This window comes from Xenorhabdus koppenhoeferi, assembly GCF_900116635.1.
GTDB lineage: Bacteria > Pseudomonadota > Gammaproteobacteria > Enterobacterales > Enterobacteriaceae > Xenorhabdus > Xenorhabdus koppenhoeferi.
Map to the genome: position 1 here is coordinate 78,041 of NZ_FPBJ01000004.1, position 17,275 is coordinate 95,315.

Here is a 17,275-nt window from a genome sequence, read left to right on the forward strand (position 1 = left end):
TTGACGATATTTTGTAATATAATCCACCGCCATAGATTGTTTGAACTTACAGAGATTTTTATGTCAGATATTTTTGCCAATCCTGACAAAACGCTTGATACGTCAGGATTACGTTGCCCAGAGCCTGTAATGATGGTGCGTAAGACAGTCCGCTATATGACTGCGGGTCAGACGTTATTGATCATCGCGGATGATCCGGCGACAACCCGTGATATTCCAGGATTTTGTCGTTTTATGGATCATGTGTTGGTGGCGCAGGAAATAGTGCAAACACCTTATCGGTATCTGCTCAGAAAAAACGAAAATATTGGATAATTGAGAAAATACAAAGCGATTTTCTGGCAGAAAAAAGAAAGCATACTATGCTTCAAATATGGCAGTTAGTTTCGACTCATTAGTTTACTGAATGCCATATTTCCTTTTTCCTTAATAGCAATTTTGAGTAATTGTAATTTTGAAAAGGTGCATACCTTGCACCTTTTCAATTTGTTCTTTTTTCTATCAGCAGTTCCACCTGCCATTTATCACTTCTGCTTATCACTTCTGCGTCTTTATTCTCAACAGCCGGACAGCGTTGGCGGTGACCAGCGCGGTAGCACCAGAATCAGCCAGAACTGCCATCCATAGCCCAGTGATGCCCAATAGACTCGTGATAAGGAATATTGCCTTTAAACCCAGCGCAATGGTGATATTCTGGCGGATATTGTAATGGGTTGTCCGGGACAGAGCGATAATTTCAGGTAATCCGGTCAGACGGTTATGCGTCAAAGCGGCATCGGCAGTTTCCAGAGCAACGTCAGTACCGCTGCCCATAGCGACACCGATACTGGCCGCTTTCATGGCTGGGGCATCGTTAATACCATCTCCGACCATCATAGTACGGTGTTTCTGGTTCAACTCAGTAACCGCTTTCACTTTATCTTCAGGCAATAACCCTGCACGATAATCTATTTCTAACTGACTGGCGATGGCCGCTGCCGCCCTGGGATTGTCACCTGTTAACATAACCGCGTTTATCCCTTGTTTTTTCAGGGTTCGGATGGCATCTATGGCATCCTGACGCAGAGTATCCTGCATGGCAACCAAGCCCATAAATTGCTCATCCTGCATGACTGCAACCGCAGTTTTGCCACTGCTTTCCAGTTCGCTGACTCTTTGTTTCCATTCAGCAGATAAGGTATTTTCAGGTAATCGTGCAGGAGCAGTAACTAAAACTCTCTTCCCTGACAATTGCCCTGCAACCCCGATACCTGCAAGCGCTTTGCGGTGTTCGGCCTCAATAATTGTCACTCCTTTGCTTTCAGCCGCGTTAAGGATAGCTTTGGCCAATGGGTGATGAGAACCGCTTTCTACGGCACCAGCCAGCGCCAGCAGGCTTGCTGTATTGATGCTTGCAACTGGCTCAATCTCAGTAACTTGTGGTTTACCTTCGGTCAGTGTGCCGGTTTTATCCAGTGCGATTGTGGTTATTGCCCCAAGTTGCTCCAATGCCGCTCCACCTTTGATGAGGGAGCCTCGGCGGGTTGCCGCTGCCAGAGCAGAAGTAATTGCTGCGGGAGTAGAGATAACCAAAGCACAAGGACAGCCAATCAGTAGCAGGGTCAGACCACGGTAGATCCACGTTTCCCACGATCCGGCAAAGAACAGAGGCGGAATTAGCACGACTAATGCTGAGAATAAGATAATCAGTGGCGTATAGATACGGCTGAATCGGTCGATAAAGCGTTCGATAGGTGCACGACGTTCTTCTGCCTCTTCAATCAATTGGAGAATACGATCAATTGCGTTGTGTCCCGGTTCAGAGACTACCTTCATCTGTACGGCACTATCGACAGAAAGACAGCCAGCAGCGACTTTTTCTCCTTGATGCCGTTCAACGGGAATAGACTCACCAGTTAGGGCACTTTCATCAAAACTGGCAAATGGACTGAGTAATTCCGCATCGGTGGGTAAACGGGCACCAGGCGCAATCTCAATAATGTCGCCGGGACGCAGATCGGCAGCCGATACGGTTTTTTTCTTGCCATCCTTAACCAGTAAGGCTTGATCGGGGACTAAGGCCATCAAAGCACTGACACCGCGACGAGCCCGTCCGGCAGCATAAGATTCCAGAACCTCCCCTAATTTAAACAGTAAAATGACCATTGCGGCTTCTGCGGTGGCATCAATGAACAAGGCACCAATGGCAGCAACACTCATTAACGTTTCAATGGCAAAGGGTGTACCTGAACGAATAAGTTTGACGGCTTTAATCGCAACCGGATATAACCCAATTAGCGTGGTAATGATGAAAGCAATTTGCCCTGCGGGAGTATTGACTGTTGATATCCCCCAGCTGATGAGCATCAAGGCAGTGAGGATCAGGATCGGAGAGAATGTTTTCCAATGATTGGCGGCTGGAGGTAGCTTGGATATTGCATCCGTTGCCTTAATTTCAAAGCCAGCCTGTTTTACGGCTTGTTCAACGGCAGCACGAATATCAACATCAGAATCGACTACCAGTTTTTCTGTTGTAAACAGTACCTTAACCTGTTTAGCCTCCGGAAGTTTGTTTACGGCATTCTCGATTTTTCCTGCACAACTCGGGCAATCCATACCCTGGATAATCCAATTAAAGCGTTGATTGGCTGTTAATTCGAGTGGGACCGTATCCTGTATGGCATGAGCATGATCGTGTGAACAATGAGCACCATCATGGCTGTGGTGATGCTCTTTTTCTTTCTGAGAAAGCAAAGCATTGTGATCTAATTGCTTATGTTTTCGGGCTGTGGGGGGCATAGGCGACCTCTAAGATAGTGTTAATTCTGACTAGTTGAGATTAACTCTACACTCTAGAGCTTACTCTAGAGTCAAACCCGATAAGAGGAATTTTTTTGATAATTTGTGCGATTTCATGATGGATTTTCATTATCAATACCCTTCCTCTTGGTGCCGTTTGCTCCTTAAGACTTTACGTAATGCGAGGTGAAAAATGAACCACTGGTGGGGGTTATTTTTTTTCTCGCTGCTGCTTTTTCTGCCAAGCCAATAATTCAAAAACACCGAAAAAGAAAATTTTGGTTTGAAGAATAGTAGACAGTTTTTGCTCTTTAGGCTGAGAATGCTTTAGCAGTAATAACTGAAAAGAATGCATTACTGCTGTGAATATCATGGCGATATCCATAAAATATCTCAATGGCTTAGGGAACGGGTGAAATAAATTGAAGATCATGATCCCCCAAACGAAAACCATGAGAACTCTTCCTAATTGAATAAACATCATTGACTCCAAAGTAGTATTTAATCGGGTCAGACACCAGATTGCGGATGGCGAATATACAATCGGTAAGCAACTTGCCCAGCGATTTTTTCCCTGTGCAGTTGCCAGGTTGCGGGAACTTCTGTCGCAGCAGATTCAGATTCTGCCTCAACATAAATCCAGCTTTCTGCCGCCAGCCAGCCATTACTTTCCAATAAACGGATTGCCTCAGTAAGCATTCCCTTACGAAATGGGGGATCAAGAAAAACCACATCAAATGGTGCTCCTGCTTTACTAAGATATTGTAGAGCATTATTCTGCACAACTTCGGCATTTTCAGCATTCAGCAAGGCTAAATTAGACGATAGTTGGGCGGCCACATGGCGATCATATTCAATTAAAGTTGCGTGTTTTGCGTAACGAGACAAAGCCTCGAATCCGAGTGCCCCGCTGCCTGAAAAACAATCGAGACAACGAGCTTCCTGAATAATAGGCATAAGCCAGTTAAAGAGCGTTTCACGGACTCGATCAGTCGTTGGGCGTAGCCCGTCACTATCAGGAACTGGCAATTTTCTTCCGCGCCATTTACCGCCAATAATACGAATTTGTCCCAACGACGCACGTTTTGGTTTTTTAGCCATAATTTACATAATTTAAATATTTGTCATCCAACGCGATTAAATAATATCTGGCGGAGACAAAGAGTGAATGAGAATGAAGAAACCGATTGATTAATTTACCACGAAATCCGTGATAGATATGTGTTGTGGTGTGATGAAAATGTTAGACTGAATTTTATCACCGTTAGAACCTATACCCAATGGATTTCAAGATGCAGCACGACAGCAAGGGAATGAACCCCCAGGAGCATAGCTAACTATGTGACTGGGGTGAGTGAGCGCAGCCAACAAAGCTGCAACTTGAAAGACGACGGGTATATCTCAGTGGGCATATTTATTGATAACGCCATAATTAACCGCAAGGAGTGTAGTGGCCGATGGCAAAAGAGAGAAAAAAAGGTTTCTTCTCTTGGTTTGGACTTGATCGTCAAGAGAAGAAACAAGAAGAACAAGCTGAACAAAAACGATTAGCTGCGGAAGAAGCTGCCCGCCGAGCAGCCGAAGAAACCGAACAGCAATGTTTAGCAGAAGAAGCCGTCCGTCGCGCAGCCGAAGAAGCCGAACAGCAGCGTTTAGCGGAAGAAGCCGCCCGTCAGACCGAGGAGCAAACTGCATTACCTAAAGAACAGGAACCTCCAACCAAAGAAGGCTTCTTTGCTCGTTTAAAGGGCAGTCTGGTTAAAACCCGCCAGAATTTTGGCTCCGGTTTTTTAGGATTATTCCGTGGCAAGAAAATTGACGATGATTTGTTTGAAGAGTTGGAAGAACAGCTACTGATTGCGGATGTGGGTGTCGAAACCACCTGCAAGATCATCACAAGTCTGACAGCTCACGCCAGCCGTAAAGAATTGAAAGATGCAGAAGCGCTTTACTCTAAACTGAAAGAGGAGATGTCAGACATTCTGACGAAAGTTGATAAACCTTTGGAGATTGAAAGTAAATCACCTTACGTCATCCTGATGGTGGGAGTAAATGGTGTTGGCAAAACAACTACCATTGGTAAATTAGCGCGCCAATACCAATCTCAGGGCAAGTCCGTCATGCTGGCAGCAGGGGATACTTTCCGTGCAGCGGCAGTAGAGCAGTTGCAGGTTTGGGGTGAGCGCAACAAAATTCCTGTTATTTCTCAGCATACGGGAGCAGATCCTGCTTCAGTGATTTTTGATGCCATCCAATCAGCCAAGGCCAAAGGTGTAGATATCTTGCTCGCTGATACCGCAGGGCGCTTACAGAACAAATCTCACTTGATGGAAGAGCTGAAAAAAATCGTTCGTGTGATGAAAAAACTGGACGCCGAAGCTCCACATGAAATTATGCTGACACTGGATGCCAGCACAGGTCAGAACGCAATAAGTCAGGCTAAACTATTCCATGAAGCTGTGGGATTAACAGGTATTTCACTGACCAAACTGGACGGGACTGCGAAAGGTGGTGTTATCTTCGCCATTGCCGACCAATTTGAGATCCCAATCCGCTACATTGGCATAGGGGAAAGTATTGAAGATCTCCGTCCATTTAAAGCAGACGATTTTATTGAGGCTCTTTTTGCCCGAGAGGATTAACTATAAATGATTCGCTTTGAACAGGTCAGTAAAGCCTATCTGGGAGGTCGGCAAGCACTTCAAGGGGTGGATTTTCACCTGCTCGCAGGAGAAATGGCATTTTTAACCGGTCATTCAGGGGCCGGTAAAAGTACGCTTTTAAAACTTATCTGTGGTATCGAACGCCCCAGCGCAGGCCATATCTGGTTTGCTGGTCATGACATCAGTCGATTGAAGTCTCGTGAACTCCCTTTTTTGCGTCGCCAGATCGGTATGATTTTTCAGGATCATCACCTGCTGCTGGATCGTACAGTATACGAGAATGTAGCCATGCCTCTGATTATATCAGGGGCAAGTGCTGAGGATATTCGCCGGCGGGTATCTGCGGCACTGGATAAAGTCGGCTTACTGGACAAAGCGAAAAATTTTCCCATCCAGCTTTCCGGGGGAGAACAGCAGCGAGTTGGTATTGCCCGTGCTGTTGTGAACAAACCTACTGTTTTGCTGGCGGATGAGCCGACAGGAAATCTGGATGGTGAATTATCTGAGGGGATCATGCGCCTGTTTGAAGAATTTAACCGCGTTGGCGTGACGGTGTTGATGGCTACCCATGACACCGCCCTTATTGGACGAAGAAACTGCCGTATCCTGACTTTGAATCAGGGGCGTATGCAAGGAGGGCAACATGGTTAAACATGTCCGTCATTCAGCAAAAAAAACTCAGCCCCCCAAACCTAAGTCCAGGTCATTAAAAGGTGGATGGCGTGTGCAGTGGCGCTATGCATGGAAAAGTACTCTGTCAGATATGTTGTGCCAGCCGTTGGCAACATTGTTGACCATCATGGTAGTTGCCATTTCGTTGACTTTGCCAAGCGTATTTTACATCGTTTGGAAAAACGTAAATCAGGCGGTGGTACAGTGGTATCCTATCCCACAACTGACGGTCTATCTGGATAAGTCGCTGAATGACAATAGCGCCAAAAAAGTTATTGAGCAGCTGAAAGGCACGGATGGCGTCAAATCGGTGAATTATCTTTCCCGTGAAGAAGCGGTAAACGAATTCCGTGCGTGGTCGGGATTCGCCAATGCGCTGGATCTGTTAGAAGAAAACCCTTTACCGGCAGTTGCCATTATCTCTCCCAAACTGAATTTTCAAGACCCGCAGGTATTGACAGTTTTGCGTGATCAGGTTGCTCAGATTAAAGGCATTGAAGAAGTCAAGATGGATGACAGTTGGTTTGATCGCCTGACCTCGTTGACTGCGCTGATTGGTCAGATTGCTGCCGTAATCGGCATCTTGATGGTGGTTGCGTTGCTCTTGGTTATTGGTAATAGTGTTCGGCTGAGTATTTTCAGTCGTCGTGAAACAATTAACGTGATGAAACTGATTGGTGCGACGGATGGTTTTATCCTGCGCCCTTTCCTCAACGGCGGGGCTTTGCTGGGGATGATGGGGGCGATTTTTTCCCTGATCCTTTCATCCTTGTTAGTGTGGAAACTTTCCAATGTTGTCATGGAAGTGGCGGGAGTGTTTGGGACAAGTTTTAAATTGTATGGATTGGGATGGGATGAAGCACTATTGTTAGTCCTTGTTTCAGGCATGATAGGTTGGATTGCTGCATGGTTTGCAACAATTCAGCATTTACGTCGTTTTAGGCCGGAATAAGAATATTTGTTGGTTTTCAGGTGAACTTTTCGGCTTAATCGCTGCCGAAATGACAGTGACAGTTTTGTATCGATATCTACACAAATTTGACGATTTGAATATGATCTCTACGATGGTAAAATAGACGTGTCTTTGTGCTTGAATAAACCTTATGGGTTGATTCAGACAAATTTGAAAGACCATCAATTTGGATCTGATTTTGAGAGAATTTGAATGACAAAAGAAATGCAAACTTTGGCATTAGTTCCACAAGGTAGTTTGGAAGGGTACATACGTGCTTCCAATGCTTATCCCATGCTCTCCGCAGAGGAAGAGAAGGAACTGGCAGAAAGACTGCATTACCAGGGAGATCTGGATGCAGCGAAAAAGCTGATTCTTTCTCACCTGCGCTTCGTTGTTCATGTTGCTCGCAGTTATGCCGGTTATGGTCTGCCACAGGCGGATTTAATTCAGGAAGGTAATATTGGCCTGATGAAAGCCGTTCGTCGATTTAATCCAGAAGTGGGCGTGCGTCTGGTTTCTTTTGCTGTTCACTGGATTAAGGCAGAAATCCATGAATACGTATTGCGTAATTGGCGTATTGTGAAAGTTGCAACGACAAAAGCTCAGCGCAAGTTGTTCTTTAATTTGCGCAAGGCTAAACAACGTTTGGGATGGTTCAATCAGGATGAAGTCGAGCTGGTAGCCAAAGAATTGGGCGTAACCAGCAAAGATGTCCGAGAAATGGAATCCCGTATGTCAGCGCAGGATATGGCATTTGATATGTCTTCTGATGATGACAATGATAGCCAACCTGTAGCACCAGTGCTGTATTTGCAAGATAAGGCTTCTGATTTTGCCGATGGCATTGAAGAAGATAACTGGGAAAACCATGCTGCGGATAAGCTTTCGGTCGCAATGGAAGGACTGGATGAACGTAGCCAAGACATCATTCGCGCTCGTTGGCTGGATGATGACAACAAAACCACCTTGCAGGAATTAGCAGATAAATATGGTGTATCTGCTGAGCGTGTTCGACAGCTGGAAAAAAATGCAATGAAAAAATTGCGATTGGCTATTGAAGCGTAAGCACCCATACTCTTAATGATTAAAAGCGATAATTTTTTATCGCTTTTTTATGGTGGTGCGCCGAGCATGGCGTGTAGTGCCTTGAAAAAAGCCACTGCTAGTGCAGTGGCTTATGTAATAAATATCAATTAAACGAGATTACAGGGCAGCGATAGTTTCTTTCTGCGCCAATAATTTTTCTTTCGCGGCGTTGTTAGTTGCCAGACGTTCACGCTCTTTTGCAACAACAGCTTCTGGCGCACGGCTGACAAAGCCTTCGTTAGCCAGTTTACCTTCAATGCTGTTGATCTCTTTGTCCAGCTTCTCAATTTCTTTATCCAGACGTGCCAGTTCTGCCTCTTTATCTACCAAGCCTGCCATTGGGATCAGTACTTCTGCCCCATTGATCAATTTGGTAACAGAAACAGGGGCTTCTTCTCCTGCCGCCAATATGGTAACAGAAGAAAGACGGCCCATTGCCTGAATGAAATTGAGATTTTCAGTGACACGGCGTTGTGCATCGTCATTGGCATCACGCAGCAGAACTTCCAGCGGTTTACTTGGCGCGATGTTCATTTCTGCACGAATGTTGCGTGCTGCAATAATTGCCTCTTTGATCCATTCCAGATCGTTCAGTGCCAGTTCATCTACTTTCTCCTGATCGAATTCAGGGAAAGATTGCAGCATGATGGTATCTGCATCAATGCCTTTGACGACTTTCACGCGCTGCCAGATAGTTTCGGTGATGAATGGAATAATGGGGTGTGCCAGGCGCAGCAAACCTTCCAAAACTTCAACCAAAGTATGGCGGGCCGCGCGGACTTCCGCTTCCGAACCTTTATTGATAGCGGGTTTGGACAATTCCAGATACCAGTCACAGAATTGGTTCCACGTGAATTCGTAAAGAATGTTCGCGGCAATGTCGAAACGGTAAGTATCCAGCGCTTCACGATAGGTTTTAACTGTCTGGTTAAACTCTGCCAGAATCCAGCGATCTGCCAGTGACAGCAACATTTCGCCACCGTTTTGGCCGCAGTCCTGTCCTTCGGTGTTCATCAGCACGAAACGGCTGGCGTTCCACAGTTTATTACAGAAGTTGCGATAACCTTGCAAGCGCTTCATGTCCCAGTTGATGTCACGACCGGTAGATGCCAGCGCTGCCAGTGTGAAACGCAGGGCGTCAGTACCGTGGGCTTCAATGCCTTCAGGGAACTGCTTTTCAGTGCGCTTGTAAATTTTCTCAGCCAGTTGTGGCTGCATCAGGTTGTCGGTACGTTTTTCCAGCAGATTTTCCAGTGAGATACCGTCAATCATATCCAGCGGGTCGATAACGTTCCCTTTGGATTTTGACATTTTCTGACCCTCGTCATCGCGGATCAGTCCTGTCATGTAGACGGTTTTAAACGGAACTTGCGGTTTGCCGTTTTCATCTTTGATGAAGTGCATGGTCATCATGATCATGCGGGCAATCCAGAAGAAGATAATATCGAAGCCACTGACCAGTACATTGGTTGGATGGAAAGTTTTCAATGCTTCAGTCTGCTCAGGCCAGCCGAGGGTGGAGAATGTCCACAGACCAGAGGAGAACCAGGTATCCAGCACATCTTCGTCCTGATTCAGAATGATGTCTGAACCAAGGTTGTTCTCACGGCGGACTTCTTCTTCATCGCGGCCAACATAGACATTGCCTTGCGCGTCATACCAAGCCGGAATACGGTGGCCCCACCACAATTGGCGGGAGATACACCAATCCTGAATATCACGCATCCAAGAGTAGTACATGTTTTCGTACTGCTTTGGTACAAACTGGATATCTCCGTTTTCAACCGCTTCGAGCGCTACTTTTGCCAGTGGTGCGGTGCGGACGTACCACTGGTCGGTCAGCATCGGTTCGATAACCACGCCGCCACGGTCGCCGTAAGGTACGGTCAGGTCATGAGGCTTGATCTCAACCAGCAGGCCCTGTTTTTCGAATTCTGCCACAATCGCTTTACGGGCAGCGAAACGCTCCATACCACGGTATTCAGCAGGAATATCGGTTGAGTAGGTTTCAGAAATTTCGCCGTTGGTATCGAACACTTCTGCCGCTTCACGGATATCACCGTCGAAAGTCAGAATGTTGATCATTGGCAGGTTGTGGCGCTTACCGACTTCATAGTCATTGAAATCGTGAGCCGGCGTGATTTTCACGCAGCCAGTGCCTTTTTCCATGTCAGCGTGTTCATCGCCCAGAATAGGAATACGGCGGTTTACCAAAGGCAGCAGGATTTCTTTACCAATCAGATCCTTGTAGCGTGGATCTTCCGGGTTAACGGCAACACCGGTATCACCCAGCATGGTTTCCGGGCGTGTTGTGGCAACAAGCAGGTAATCCTTACCCTCAGCGGTTGTCGCGCCGTCAGCCAGCGGATAGCGCAGGTGCCACATGGAACCTTTGACTTCACGGTTTTCAACTTCCAGATCAGAAATTGCTGTGCGCAGTTTAGGATCCCAGTTGACCAGACGTTTGCCACGGTAAATCAGATCTTCCTGATACAGGCGAACGAAAGCCTCTTTAACCGCTTTGGACAGACCTTCATCCATCGTGAAGCGCTCACGCTCCCAATCCACGGAGTTACCCAGACGGCGCATCTGGTTGGAGATATTGCCACCCGATACCGCTTTCCACTGCCATATCTTGTCGATAAAGGCTTCCCGTCCATAATCGTGACGGGTTTTGCCTTCTTCTGCTGCGAGCTTGCGCTCAACAACCATTTGTGTCGCAATACCCGCGTGGTCAATCCCGGATTGCCACAAGGTATTTTTACCCTGCATACGCTGGTAACGTACCATAGTATCCATGATAGTCTGCTGGAATGCGTGCCCCATGTGCAGGCTGCCGGTGACGTTTGGCGGTGGAATGACGATGCAGAAACTTTCACGGCTGCTATCACCATTAGGCTTGAAATAACCGCTTTTTTCCCAGTGATTATAAAGAGGTTGCTCTATCTCTGTCGGGTTGTATGTTTTATCGAGAGATGGCTCAGATTGCGTTTGATTTGCGGGTGTCTTTTCCATTATGTCTTGCTATTTAATAGGTTGGCGGGGTTGCCATGGTCAAATTAAAGCCGACGCTACGATAGGATTTATATCGTTCGCGCGCTAACTGTTTCAGATTTTCATCAATAGGAACGAAGTCTATCACTTCATGGAAAGCTGTGGCAAAGTCTGCAAAGTGAGGAAGCAGTGTCACCAGCACATCGCGGGGAGCATTGCTTCTTTTCTGTGGCCAGCACAATTCTACAGGAGCGCCGTAACGAGGGCCTTCTCCGGCAAGATTGTGCGGTACAAATTGATTAGGCTCACGTTGCCATAATGCTTCGTCCAGTTTTTCGGCCTGTTGCTGGCTTTCACAAGCAATCAAAACCCGCTTCCCTGCACGCCATTGGTCAGCGGCAAGCTGACATGCCAGCCATTCATGCGGTTGTAAATCGTCAGAAAACGATGATTGTTCCGGTAACATCTTTTCCGGTGGTAGCTTTTCTAACAAATAGAAGGTGGCGTTTTTCATAGCTTCTTAGTTACAAGATTACGGAAACCGTTAAGGAAAAGGGTACTGCGTCTGCAATACCCTTAATTCCGTTTATTCCCTGAATACCTTTGATGCCACATTTTTATCAAATATCTTGAAATTATCGAAAAATATGTGGAGCAGGGGCATTAATCATCAGAATTCAAACCTGAACGATTTAACAGGAATTGTGACAGAAGTGCAACCGGACGACCTGTCGCACCTTTCGCCTTACCTGAACGCCATGCTGTACCGGCAATATCCAGATGCGCCCAGTTGTATTTGGTCGCAAAGCGGGCCAGGAAAGCACCTGCAGTAATGGCACCGCCTGAACGTCCGCACGAGTTCACCATATCCGCAAAATTGGATTCCAACTGCTCGGTATATTCATCACCCAGCGGCAAGCGCCATGCGCGATCCCCTGCTTGTTTTGATGCATTCAGCAGTTCGTGTGCCAGTGGATTATGGTTAGACATCAAACCCGTGTAATGACTACCCAGTGCAATGACACAAGCACCTGTCAGAGTTGCAACATCAATAACTAATTCCGGTTCAAAACGCTCAACATAAGTCAGCGCGTCACACAGTACCAAGCGGCCTTCCGCATCCGTATTTGTCACTTCAACGGTCTGACCGGACATGGTGGTTAAAATATCGCCCGGACGATAAGCCCGTCCACCCGGCATATTTTCGCAACCAGCCAGAACACCGATGACATTGATTGGCAGTTGCAGTTCGGCAACAACGCGCATAACACCGTAAACCGAAGCCGCGCCGCACATATCATATTTCATCTCATCCATGCTTTCGGATGGCTTGATAGAGATACCGCCGGAGTCGAAAGTCAGCCCCTTACCCACCAGTACGATAGGTTTCGCATTGGTATCTTTGCTGCCTTTATACTCCATGACTGCCATCAAGGATTCATTCTGTGAACCTTGACCCACTGCCAGATAAGAGTTCATGCCCAGCTCTTTCATCTGCTCTTCGCCAATGACTTTGGTTGCCAGATTCTCGGCGTTGTCAGCAAGCTGGCGTGCCTGTGATGCTAAATAGGCGGCATTACAGATGTTGGGTGGCATGTTGGCCAGATCTTTTGTCGCCTTAATACCGGAAGCAATGGCAAGGCCGTGCTGAATCGCTCGTTCGCCGCTAGTCAATTCACGGCGTGTCGGCACATTGAATACCATTTTACGCAGCGGGCGACGCAGCTCATTTTTGCTGCTCTTAAGTTGATTGAAAACATACAGTGACTCTTTGGCTGTTTCGACTGCCTGACGGACTTTCCAGTAATTGTTGCGCCCTTTCACATGCAGTTCAGTCAAGAAGCAAACTGCTTCCATTGAACCTGTTTCATTGAGGGTACTGATGGTTTTCTGGATAATTTGTTTGTATTGACGTTCATCCAGTTCACGCTCTTTTCCGCAACCGATCAGTAAAATACGTTCAGACAGCATATTAGGAACATGATGCAGCAACAAGGTTTGACCGACCTTGCCTTCAAGTTCACCACGGCGCAATAAGGCACTGATATAGCCGTTACTTATTTTGTCAAGCTGCTCTGCGATAGGGGAAAGACGGCGGGGTTCAAATACGCCGACAATAATACAGGCACTGCGCTGTTTTTCCGGACTACCGCTCTTTACACTAAATTCCATGCGTTCTCCTGAATCTTAAAGACAAAGGCGGATACAATAGCTAAAATATCACGTTCCGCATTAATTCATCCCAAAGAAAGTTAACTGTTATGTTAAGCTAAGCATATTATTTTTTGGTACTTAGCTAACGATAAGTGTGTTCTAATTGGGACCCCAATATATGGGATGCTTTGGTATCATTTTAGCAATGGGGAAGCCAAACTGATGCATATAAATGGTAGATATACGACGAAGTTAGCGGCTTTCCTGCAAAAAGACAAGTTTTCACAGGCGTAATAAGCGTGATCATCATTAGATATCTAGTACGGGAAACTCTGAAAAGCCAAATCGCAATACTCTTCATCTTATTGCTGATCTTTTTCAGCCAGAAATTAGTTGAGGTATTGGGTGCGGCAGTTGAAGGAAATATTCCCGTAAATTTGGTTCTATCGTTGTTAGGTTTAGGTGTGCCTGAAATGGCGCAACTTATTTTGCCCTTGAGTTTATTTCTCGGGATATTAATGACGTTCAGTAAACTTTATACCGAAAGCGAAATCACCGTAATGCATGCCTGCGGATTGGGCAAAAGTGTATTGGTGAAATCAGCTCTTATCCTTGCTTTAATCACAACCATGCTGGCGGCTGCCAACGTTATCTGGTTCACCCCGTGGTCTTCTAAATATCAGGCACAAGTATTGGCCGATGCAAAAGCCAATCCAAGTCTTGCGGCGATCATGGAAGGACAGTTCAAGCCGTCTCGTGATGGCAACATGGTGCTTTATATCGGCAATGTGAAGGGAAACACTTTTGAGAATGTATTCCTTGCCCAGCTGCGGCCGTCGAATGATCAACGCCCTTCGGTTGTGTTTGCGGATGGTGGGCATATGGAAGAGCTTTCGAACGGCAATCAGGTTGCGGTACTCCATAAGGGAACGCGTTACGAGGGTACGGCATTAATGCGCGATTTCCGCATCACCGAATTTATCAACTATCAGGCGGTGATTGGTCATCAGAGGGCAGATATCGATAACAACAAAGTCGAGCAAAAATCACTTGAGCAGCTTTGGCATGCTACAGACGATGACTCCCGCGCAGAATTTCACTGGCGTCTGACTTTGATTTTATCTGTGCTGATTATGGCACTGATGGTGGTTCCGTTGAGTGCCGTGAACCCACGTCAGGGACGCATATTGAGTATGTTGCCAGCGATGTTGCTCTATCTGATTTTCTTCCTGCTGCAAAGCTCTCTGCGTTCCAATAGCAGTAAAGGCAAATTCGATCCTATGCTCTGGATGTGGCTGGTTAACGGCGCATATCTGGCCTTGGCTGTCGTGCTGAATCTGTGGGATACCGTACCCATGCGCAAGCTGCGTTCACGCTTTAAGAATCAAGGAGCGTCATGATGTTTGGGGTATTGGATAGATACATCGGCCGGATGATTCTGCAAACCATCCTGATGACTTTGTTCATGCTGGTATCACTTTCCGGCATTATCAAATTTGTCGATCAGCTGCGCAAAGTCGGGCAGGGTGAATATACCGCCTTTTCCGCAGGTATTTATACCCTGCTGAGTGTTCCCAAAGATATCCAGATCTTCTTCCCGATGGCAGCCTTGCTTGGTGCATTACTGGGTTTGGGAGCACTGGCTACACGCAGTGAGCTGGTAGTGATGCAGGCTTCCGGTTTTACCCGCCTGCAAGTAGCAGGTTCTGTCATGAAAACGGCGATCCCGCTGGTTTTGCTGACGATGGTTATTGGTGAATGGGTTGCTCCGCAAGGGGAGCAGCTCGCCCGTAATTATCGATCCCAAAAAATGTATGGCGGTTCGCTGATGTCCACGACCAAAGGTTTATGGGCAAAAGACGGACAGGATTTTGTCTATATTCAGAGCGTGGATAAAGATAATTCTCTGAACGGTGTTAACATCTATCACGTTGATAAAAATAGAAAGCTGCTGTTCGTGAAATATGCTGCTTCAGCGGTATATGACAAAGATAATCAGCAATGGAAGTTATCTCAGGTTGAAGAGTCTGATTTAATGCAAAATGGCCGGATTACGGGTTCACAACGTATTTCTGCGGATTGGAAAAGCCGGTTGACACCAGAAAAGCTGGGCGTGGTTTCCCTTGATCCTGAAGCACTCTCCATTCGTGGCCTGCATGAATACATTACATATCTGAAACAGGGCCAACAGGATGCCGGGCGTTACCAGCTCAATATGTGGAAGAAAGTCTTCGCACCATTATCAGTTGCGGTGATGATGCTGATGGCACTCTCCTTCATTTTTGGTCCGCTGCGCAGTGTTCCAATGGGATACAGAGTAATTGTGGGTATCAGTACGGGCTTCTTTTTCTACGTCCTGAATGAAATATTCGGCCCACTCAGCTTAGTTTATAGCATGCCACCGATATTGGGGGCGTTGCTGCCAAGTTTGTTATTTTTTTGCCTGAGTATTTACTTACTTCTGCATAAAAAACAATAACGGTGACTGGGGTGAACTGGGGTGAAGTGAGTACAGCCAACAAAGCTGCAACTTGAAAGACGGCAGATATTCTATCAGGCACTTAAATCATCTTTAAAATTAATGTCCTGTATCAATTGATGCAAAGCGGGGGATCACTATAATGACGATCTCACAATATTTTATTTTCGACGTTAAACAGGAGTTTCTAATGTCACGTTCTATTCATACCGAAAATGCACCAGCCGCAATCGGCCCTTATGTACAGGGTGTTGATCTGGGCAGTATGGTTATCACTTCCGGCCAGATCCCTGTTGATCCGAAAACCGGTGCTATCCCTGAAGATGTTACAGCTCAAGCCCGTCAGTCTTTAGAAAACGTTAAAGCTATCATTGAGCAATCTGGCCTGAAAGTATCTGATATCGTAAAAACGACTGTGTTTGTCAAAGACCTGAATGACTTTACAACCGTCAATGCAGCTTATGAAGCGTTCTTCAATGAGCATAATGCACCATTTCCTGCTCGCTCATGTGTTGAAGTCGCCCGTTTACCAAAAGATGTGAAAATAGAAATTGAAGCGATCGCTGTCCGTAGCTAATTTAGCGTTGCCAATGCCGTTTTTTGCCAAAACCGAGAGTGTTGTCCACCATTTTGATTTCATTCAGATTGAGCTGCCAGATAGGGGATTTGGCCGCTGACGCGACAGGAAAACGGCGGCAGTAACGTGTTCTGGCCAGGGTTTCAGCGTCACCTGTCAGCCGGAGTACTTCTCCACGAAACTGAATGCCTTTGATTTTAGCGATATTACGGGTTTGTCCCGCAATAGTACCTGCAACAACAGGGTTTTTCTGCATAAGCTGACCATGACGGGTATCAGGTTCAGTCATAAACCAGAATGCCACGCTATCAGCATCAAAGACATAAAAGCAGCTCGCACACCATAAATCCTGGGTTGAGGAAGTACAAAGTGTAAATACGTGCTGTTCGGCAAGATATCGGCTAATAGTTAAAATTTCTTTATTTAAATACATATATTTCCATGCTGTTATTTTGCCTGTTTGTAACAGAACACGACTGGATGTTTGTCCAGTTTCGTGTTCTGCACTTAACTAAATATACCGAGAGGTTTGCATGGGAACACTATAAATTATTTATAGATTTCGGCAACTCCGTTGAGCTGATTCTGACCATTTGCAAAAACAACGCGGAAATAACTCGCCCCAGCTTTGTCAGCTTTTTTGGATAACTCTTCGGTTAAGTTATCCAGTGTAGATGCGCCAGTTACTGAAACAACACCAATCTTATCATCTTTAGCATTTTTCACTTCAGCAGCCGCAAATAAACCAAATGAAATAGCACTTAATGCTAAAATAGCCATGATGTTTTTTACAGACTTCATCTTTAGATCCTCTGTTCACTCTTAAAATAGGTTTCATCCTTTTGTGATACGGCTTATGTTATACCTCTGTTTCGAAAATGATAATTAGCAATTATTGCTATAATTGTTCAATAATT

Annotated in this window: 16 protein-coding genes; 8 read left to right on the top strand and 8 right to left on the bottom strand. The window is 46.1% G+C overall.

The window, feature by feature from the left end; all coding sequences use genetic code 11:
• Nucleotides 1-60: 60 nt before the first annotated feature.
• The gene (gene tusA / locus BM329_RS02335) at nt 61-315 is read left to right on the top strand and encodes a sulfurtransferase TusA (protein WP_092548316.1); all 255 of its coding nucleotides are present in this window, start codon (nt 61-63) and stop codon (nt 313-315) included.
• 222 nt (nt 316-537) lie between these two features.
• Here tusA and BM329_RS02340 read toward each other — a convergent pair whose 3' ends face one another.
• The 3 genes from BM329_RS02340 to rsmD form a co-directional block, all read right to left on the bottom strand.
• A complete protein-coding gene (locus BM329_RS02340; RefSeq protein ID WP_092548318.1) occupies nt 538-2,778 on the bottom strand; it encodes a zinc/cadmium/mercury/lead-transporting ATPase in 2,241 nt (746 codons plus the stop codon).
• A gap of 211 nt (nt 2,779-2,989) precedes the next feature.
• A complete protein-coding gene (locus BM329_RS02345) occupies nt 2,990-3,259 on the bottom strand; it encodes a DUF1145 family protein (protein WP_092548321.1) in 270 nt (89 codons plus the stop codon).
• Nucleotides 3,260-3,288: 29 nt separating this feature from the next.
• Nucleotides 3,289-3,879: a 16S rRNA (guanine(966)-N(2))-methyltransferase gene (rsmD, locus tag BM329_RS02350; RefSeq protein ID WP_092548324.1), complete on the bottom strand. Its 591-nt coding sequence runs from the start codon at nt 3,877-3,879 to the stop codon at nt 3,289-3,291.
• Between the two features lie 356 nt (nt 3,880-4,235).
• Here rsmD and ftsY point away from each other — a divergent pair, with 356 nt between their 5' ends.
• From ftsY to rpoH, 4 genes are all read left to right on the top strand, one after another.
• A complete protein-coding gene (gene ftsY, locus BM329_RS02355; RefSeq protein WP_092548327.1) occupies nt 4,236-5,420 on the top strand; it encodes a signal recognition particle-docking protein FtsY in 1,185 nt (394 codons plus the stop codon).
• Between the two features lie 6 nt (nt 5,421-5,426).
• Nucleotides 5,427-6,092: a cell division ATP-binding protein FtsE gene (ftsE, locus tag BM329_RS02360; RefSeq protein WP_092548330.1), complete on the top strand. Its 666-nt coding sequence runs from the start codon at nt 5,427-5,429 to the stop codon at nt 6,090-6,092.
• Complete coding sequence (ftsX, locus tag BM329_RS02365; protein WP_092548333.1) at nt 6,085-7,065, top strand: permease-like cell division protein FtsX; 981 nt, start codon at nt 6,085-6,087, stop codon at nt 7,063-7,065. The genes ftsE and ftsX overlap by 8 nt, the downstream gene beginning before the upstream one ends.
• Nucleotides 7,066-7,278: 213 nt before the next feature.
• Complete coding sequence (gene rpoH / locus BM329_RS02370) at nt 7,279-8,133, top strand: RNA polymerase sigma factor RpoH (RefSeq protein ID WP_092548336.1); 855 nt, start codon at nt 7,279-7,281, stop codon at nt 8,131-8,133.
• A 138-nt stretch (nt 8,134-8,271) separates the two neighbouring features.
• On the opposite strand, the gene BM329_RS02375 is transcribed toward rpoH, so the two are convergent.
• The 3 genes from BM329_RS02375 to pepA all read right to left on the bottom strand — a co-directional run bounded on the left by BM329_RS02375 (nt 8,272) and on the right by pepA (nt 13,320).
• Nucleotides 8,272-11,169, bottom strand: a complete 2,898-nt coding sequence (locus tag BM329_RS02375; protein WP_092548339.1) for a valine--tRNA ligase — start codon at nt 11,167-11,169, stop codon at nt 8,272-8,274.
• A 13-nt stretch (nt 11,170-11,182) separates the two neighbouring features.
• Entirely contained in the window at nt 11,183-11,662 is a 480-nt protein-coding gene (locus tag BM329_RS02380) for a DNA polymerase III subunit chi (RefSeq protein WP_092548342.1), read from the bottom strand.
• 149 nt (nt 11,663-11,811) lie between these two features.
• The gene (pepA, locus tag BM329_RS02385; RefSeq protein ID WP_092548345.1) at nt 11,812-13,320 is read right to left on the bottom strand and encodes a leucyl aminopeptidase; all 1,509 of its coding nucleotides are present in this window, start codon (nt 13,318-13,320) and stop codon (nt 11,812-11,814) included.
• Nucleotides 13,321-13,601: 281 nt separating this feature from the next.
• On the opposite strand from pepA, the gene lptF reads away from it, so the two are divergent.
• From lptF to ridA, 3 genes are all read left to right on the top strand, one after another.
• Nucleotides 13,602-14,702 (top strand): LPS export ABC transporter permease LptF, encoded by a 1,101-nt coding sequence (gene lptF, locus BM329_RS02390; protein WP_092548348.1) that lies wholly within the window; start codon nt 13,602-13,604, stop codon nt 14,700-14,702.
• Nucleotides 14,702-15,781, top strand: a complete 1,080-nt coding sequence (gene lptG, locus BM329_RS02395) for an LPS export ABC transporter permease LptG (RefSeq protein ID WP_092548351.1) — start codon at nt 14,702-14,704, stop codon at nt 15,779-15,781. The genes lptF and lptG overlap by 1 nt, the downstream gene beginning before the upstream one ends.
• 190 nt (nt 15,782-15,971) lie before the next feature.
• On the top strand, nt 15,972-16,358 hold the full coding sequence (gene ridA, locus BM329_RS02400; RefSeq protein ID WP_092548354.1) for a 2-iminobutanoate/2-iminopropanoate deaminase: 387 nt from the start codon (nt 15,972-15,974) through the stop codon (nt 16,356-16,358).
• A 1-nt stretch (nt 16,359) separates the two neighbouring features.
• Here the strand turns inward: ridA and BM329_RS02405 are convergent, their stop codons facing one another.
• Both BM329_RS02405 and bhsA read right to left on the bottom strand, forming a co-directional pair.
• The gene (locus BM329_RS02405; protein ID WP_092548357.1) at nt 16,360-16,791 is read right to left on the bottom strand and encodes a YhbP family protein; all 432 of its coding nucleotides are present in this window, start codon (nt 16,789-16,791) and stop codon (nt 16,360-16,362) included.
• Nucleotides 16,792-16,907: 116 nt separating this feature from the next.
• On the bottom strand, nt 16,908-17,159 hold the full coding sequence (gene bhsA / locus BM329_RS02410; protein WP_092548360.1) for a multiple stress resistance protein BhsA: 252 nt from the start codon (nt 17,157-17,159) through the stop codon (nt 16,908-16,910).
• Nucleotides 17,160-17,275: the final 116 nt, after the last annotated feature.

Excerpts from the sequence above, each read along its gene's own strand:
- bhsA (WP_092548360.1), bottom strand. The coding sequence starts at position 17,159 with ATGAAGTCTGTAAAAAACATCATGGCTATTTTAGCATTAAGTGCTATT.
- rpoH (WP_092548336.1), top strand. The coding sequence starts at position 7,279 with ATGACAAAAGAAATGCAAACTTTGGCATTAGTTCCACAAGGTAGTTTG.
- tusA (WP_092548316.1), top strand. The coding sequence starts at position 61 with ATGTCAGATATTTTTGCCAATCCTGACAAAACGCTTGATACGTCAGGA.
- BM329_RS02340 (WP_092548318.1), bottom strand. The coding sequence starts at position 2,778 with ATGCCCCCCACAGCCCGAAAACATAAGCAATTAGATCACAATGCTTTG.
- ridA (WP_092548354.1), top strand. The coding sequence starts at position 15,972 with ATGTCACGTTCTATTCATACCGAAAATGCACCAGCCGCAATCGGCCCT.
- BM329_RS02345 (WP_092548321.1), bottom strand. The coding sequence starts at position 3,259 with ATGTTTATTCAATTAGGAAGAGTTCTCATGGTTTTCGTTTGGGGGATC.
- rsmD (WP_092548324.1), bottom strand. The coding sequence starts at position 3,879 with ATGGCTAAAAAACCAAAACGTGCGTCGTTGGGACAAATTCGTATTATT.
- lptG (WP_092548351.1), top strand. The coding sequence starts at position 14,702 with ATGTTTGGGGTATTGGATAGATACATCGGCCGGATGATTCTGCAAACC.
- ftsY (WP_092548327.1), top strand. The coding sequence starts at position 4,236 with ATGGCAAAAGAGAGAAAAAAAGGTTTCTTCTCTTGGTTTGGACTTGAT.
- ftsE (WP_092548330.1), top strand. The coding sequence starts at position 5,427 with ATGATTCGCTTTGAACAGGTCAGTAAAGCCTATCTGGGAGGTCGGCAA.
- BM329_RS02375 (WP_092548339.1), bottom strand. The coding sequence starts at position 11,169 with ATGGAAAAGACACCCGCAAATCAAACGCAATCTGAGCCATCTCTCGAT.
- BM329_RS02405 (WP_092548357.1), bottom strand. The coding sequence starts at position 16,791 with ATGTATTTAAATAAAGAAATTTTAACTATTAGCCGATATCTTGCCGAA.
- ftsX (WP_092548333.1), top strand. The coding sequence starts at position 6,085 with ATGGTTAAACATGTCCGTCATTCAGCAAAAAAAACTCAGCCCCCCAAA.
- BM329_RS02380 (WP_092548342.1), bottom strand. The coding sequence starts at position 11,662 with ATGAAAAACGCCACCTTCTATTTGTTAGAAAAGCTACCACCGGAAAAG.
- pepA (WP_092548345.1), bottom strand. The coding sequence starts at position 13,320 with ATGGAATTTAGTGTAAAGAGCGGTAGTCCGGAAAAACAGCGCAGTGCC.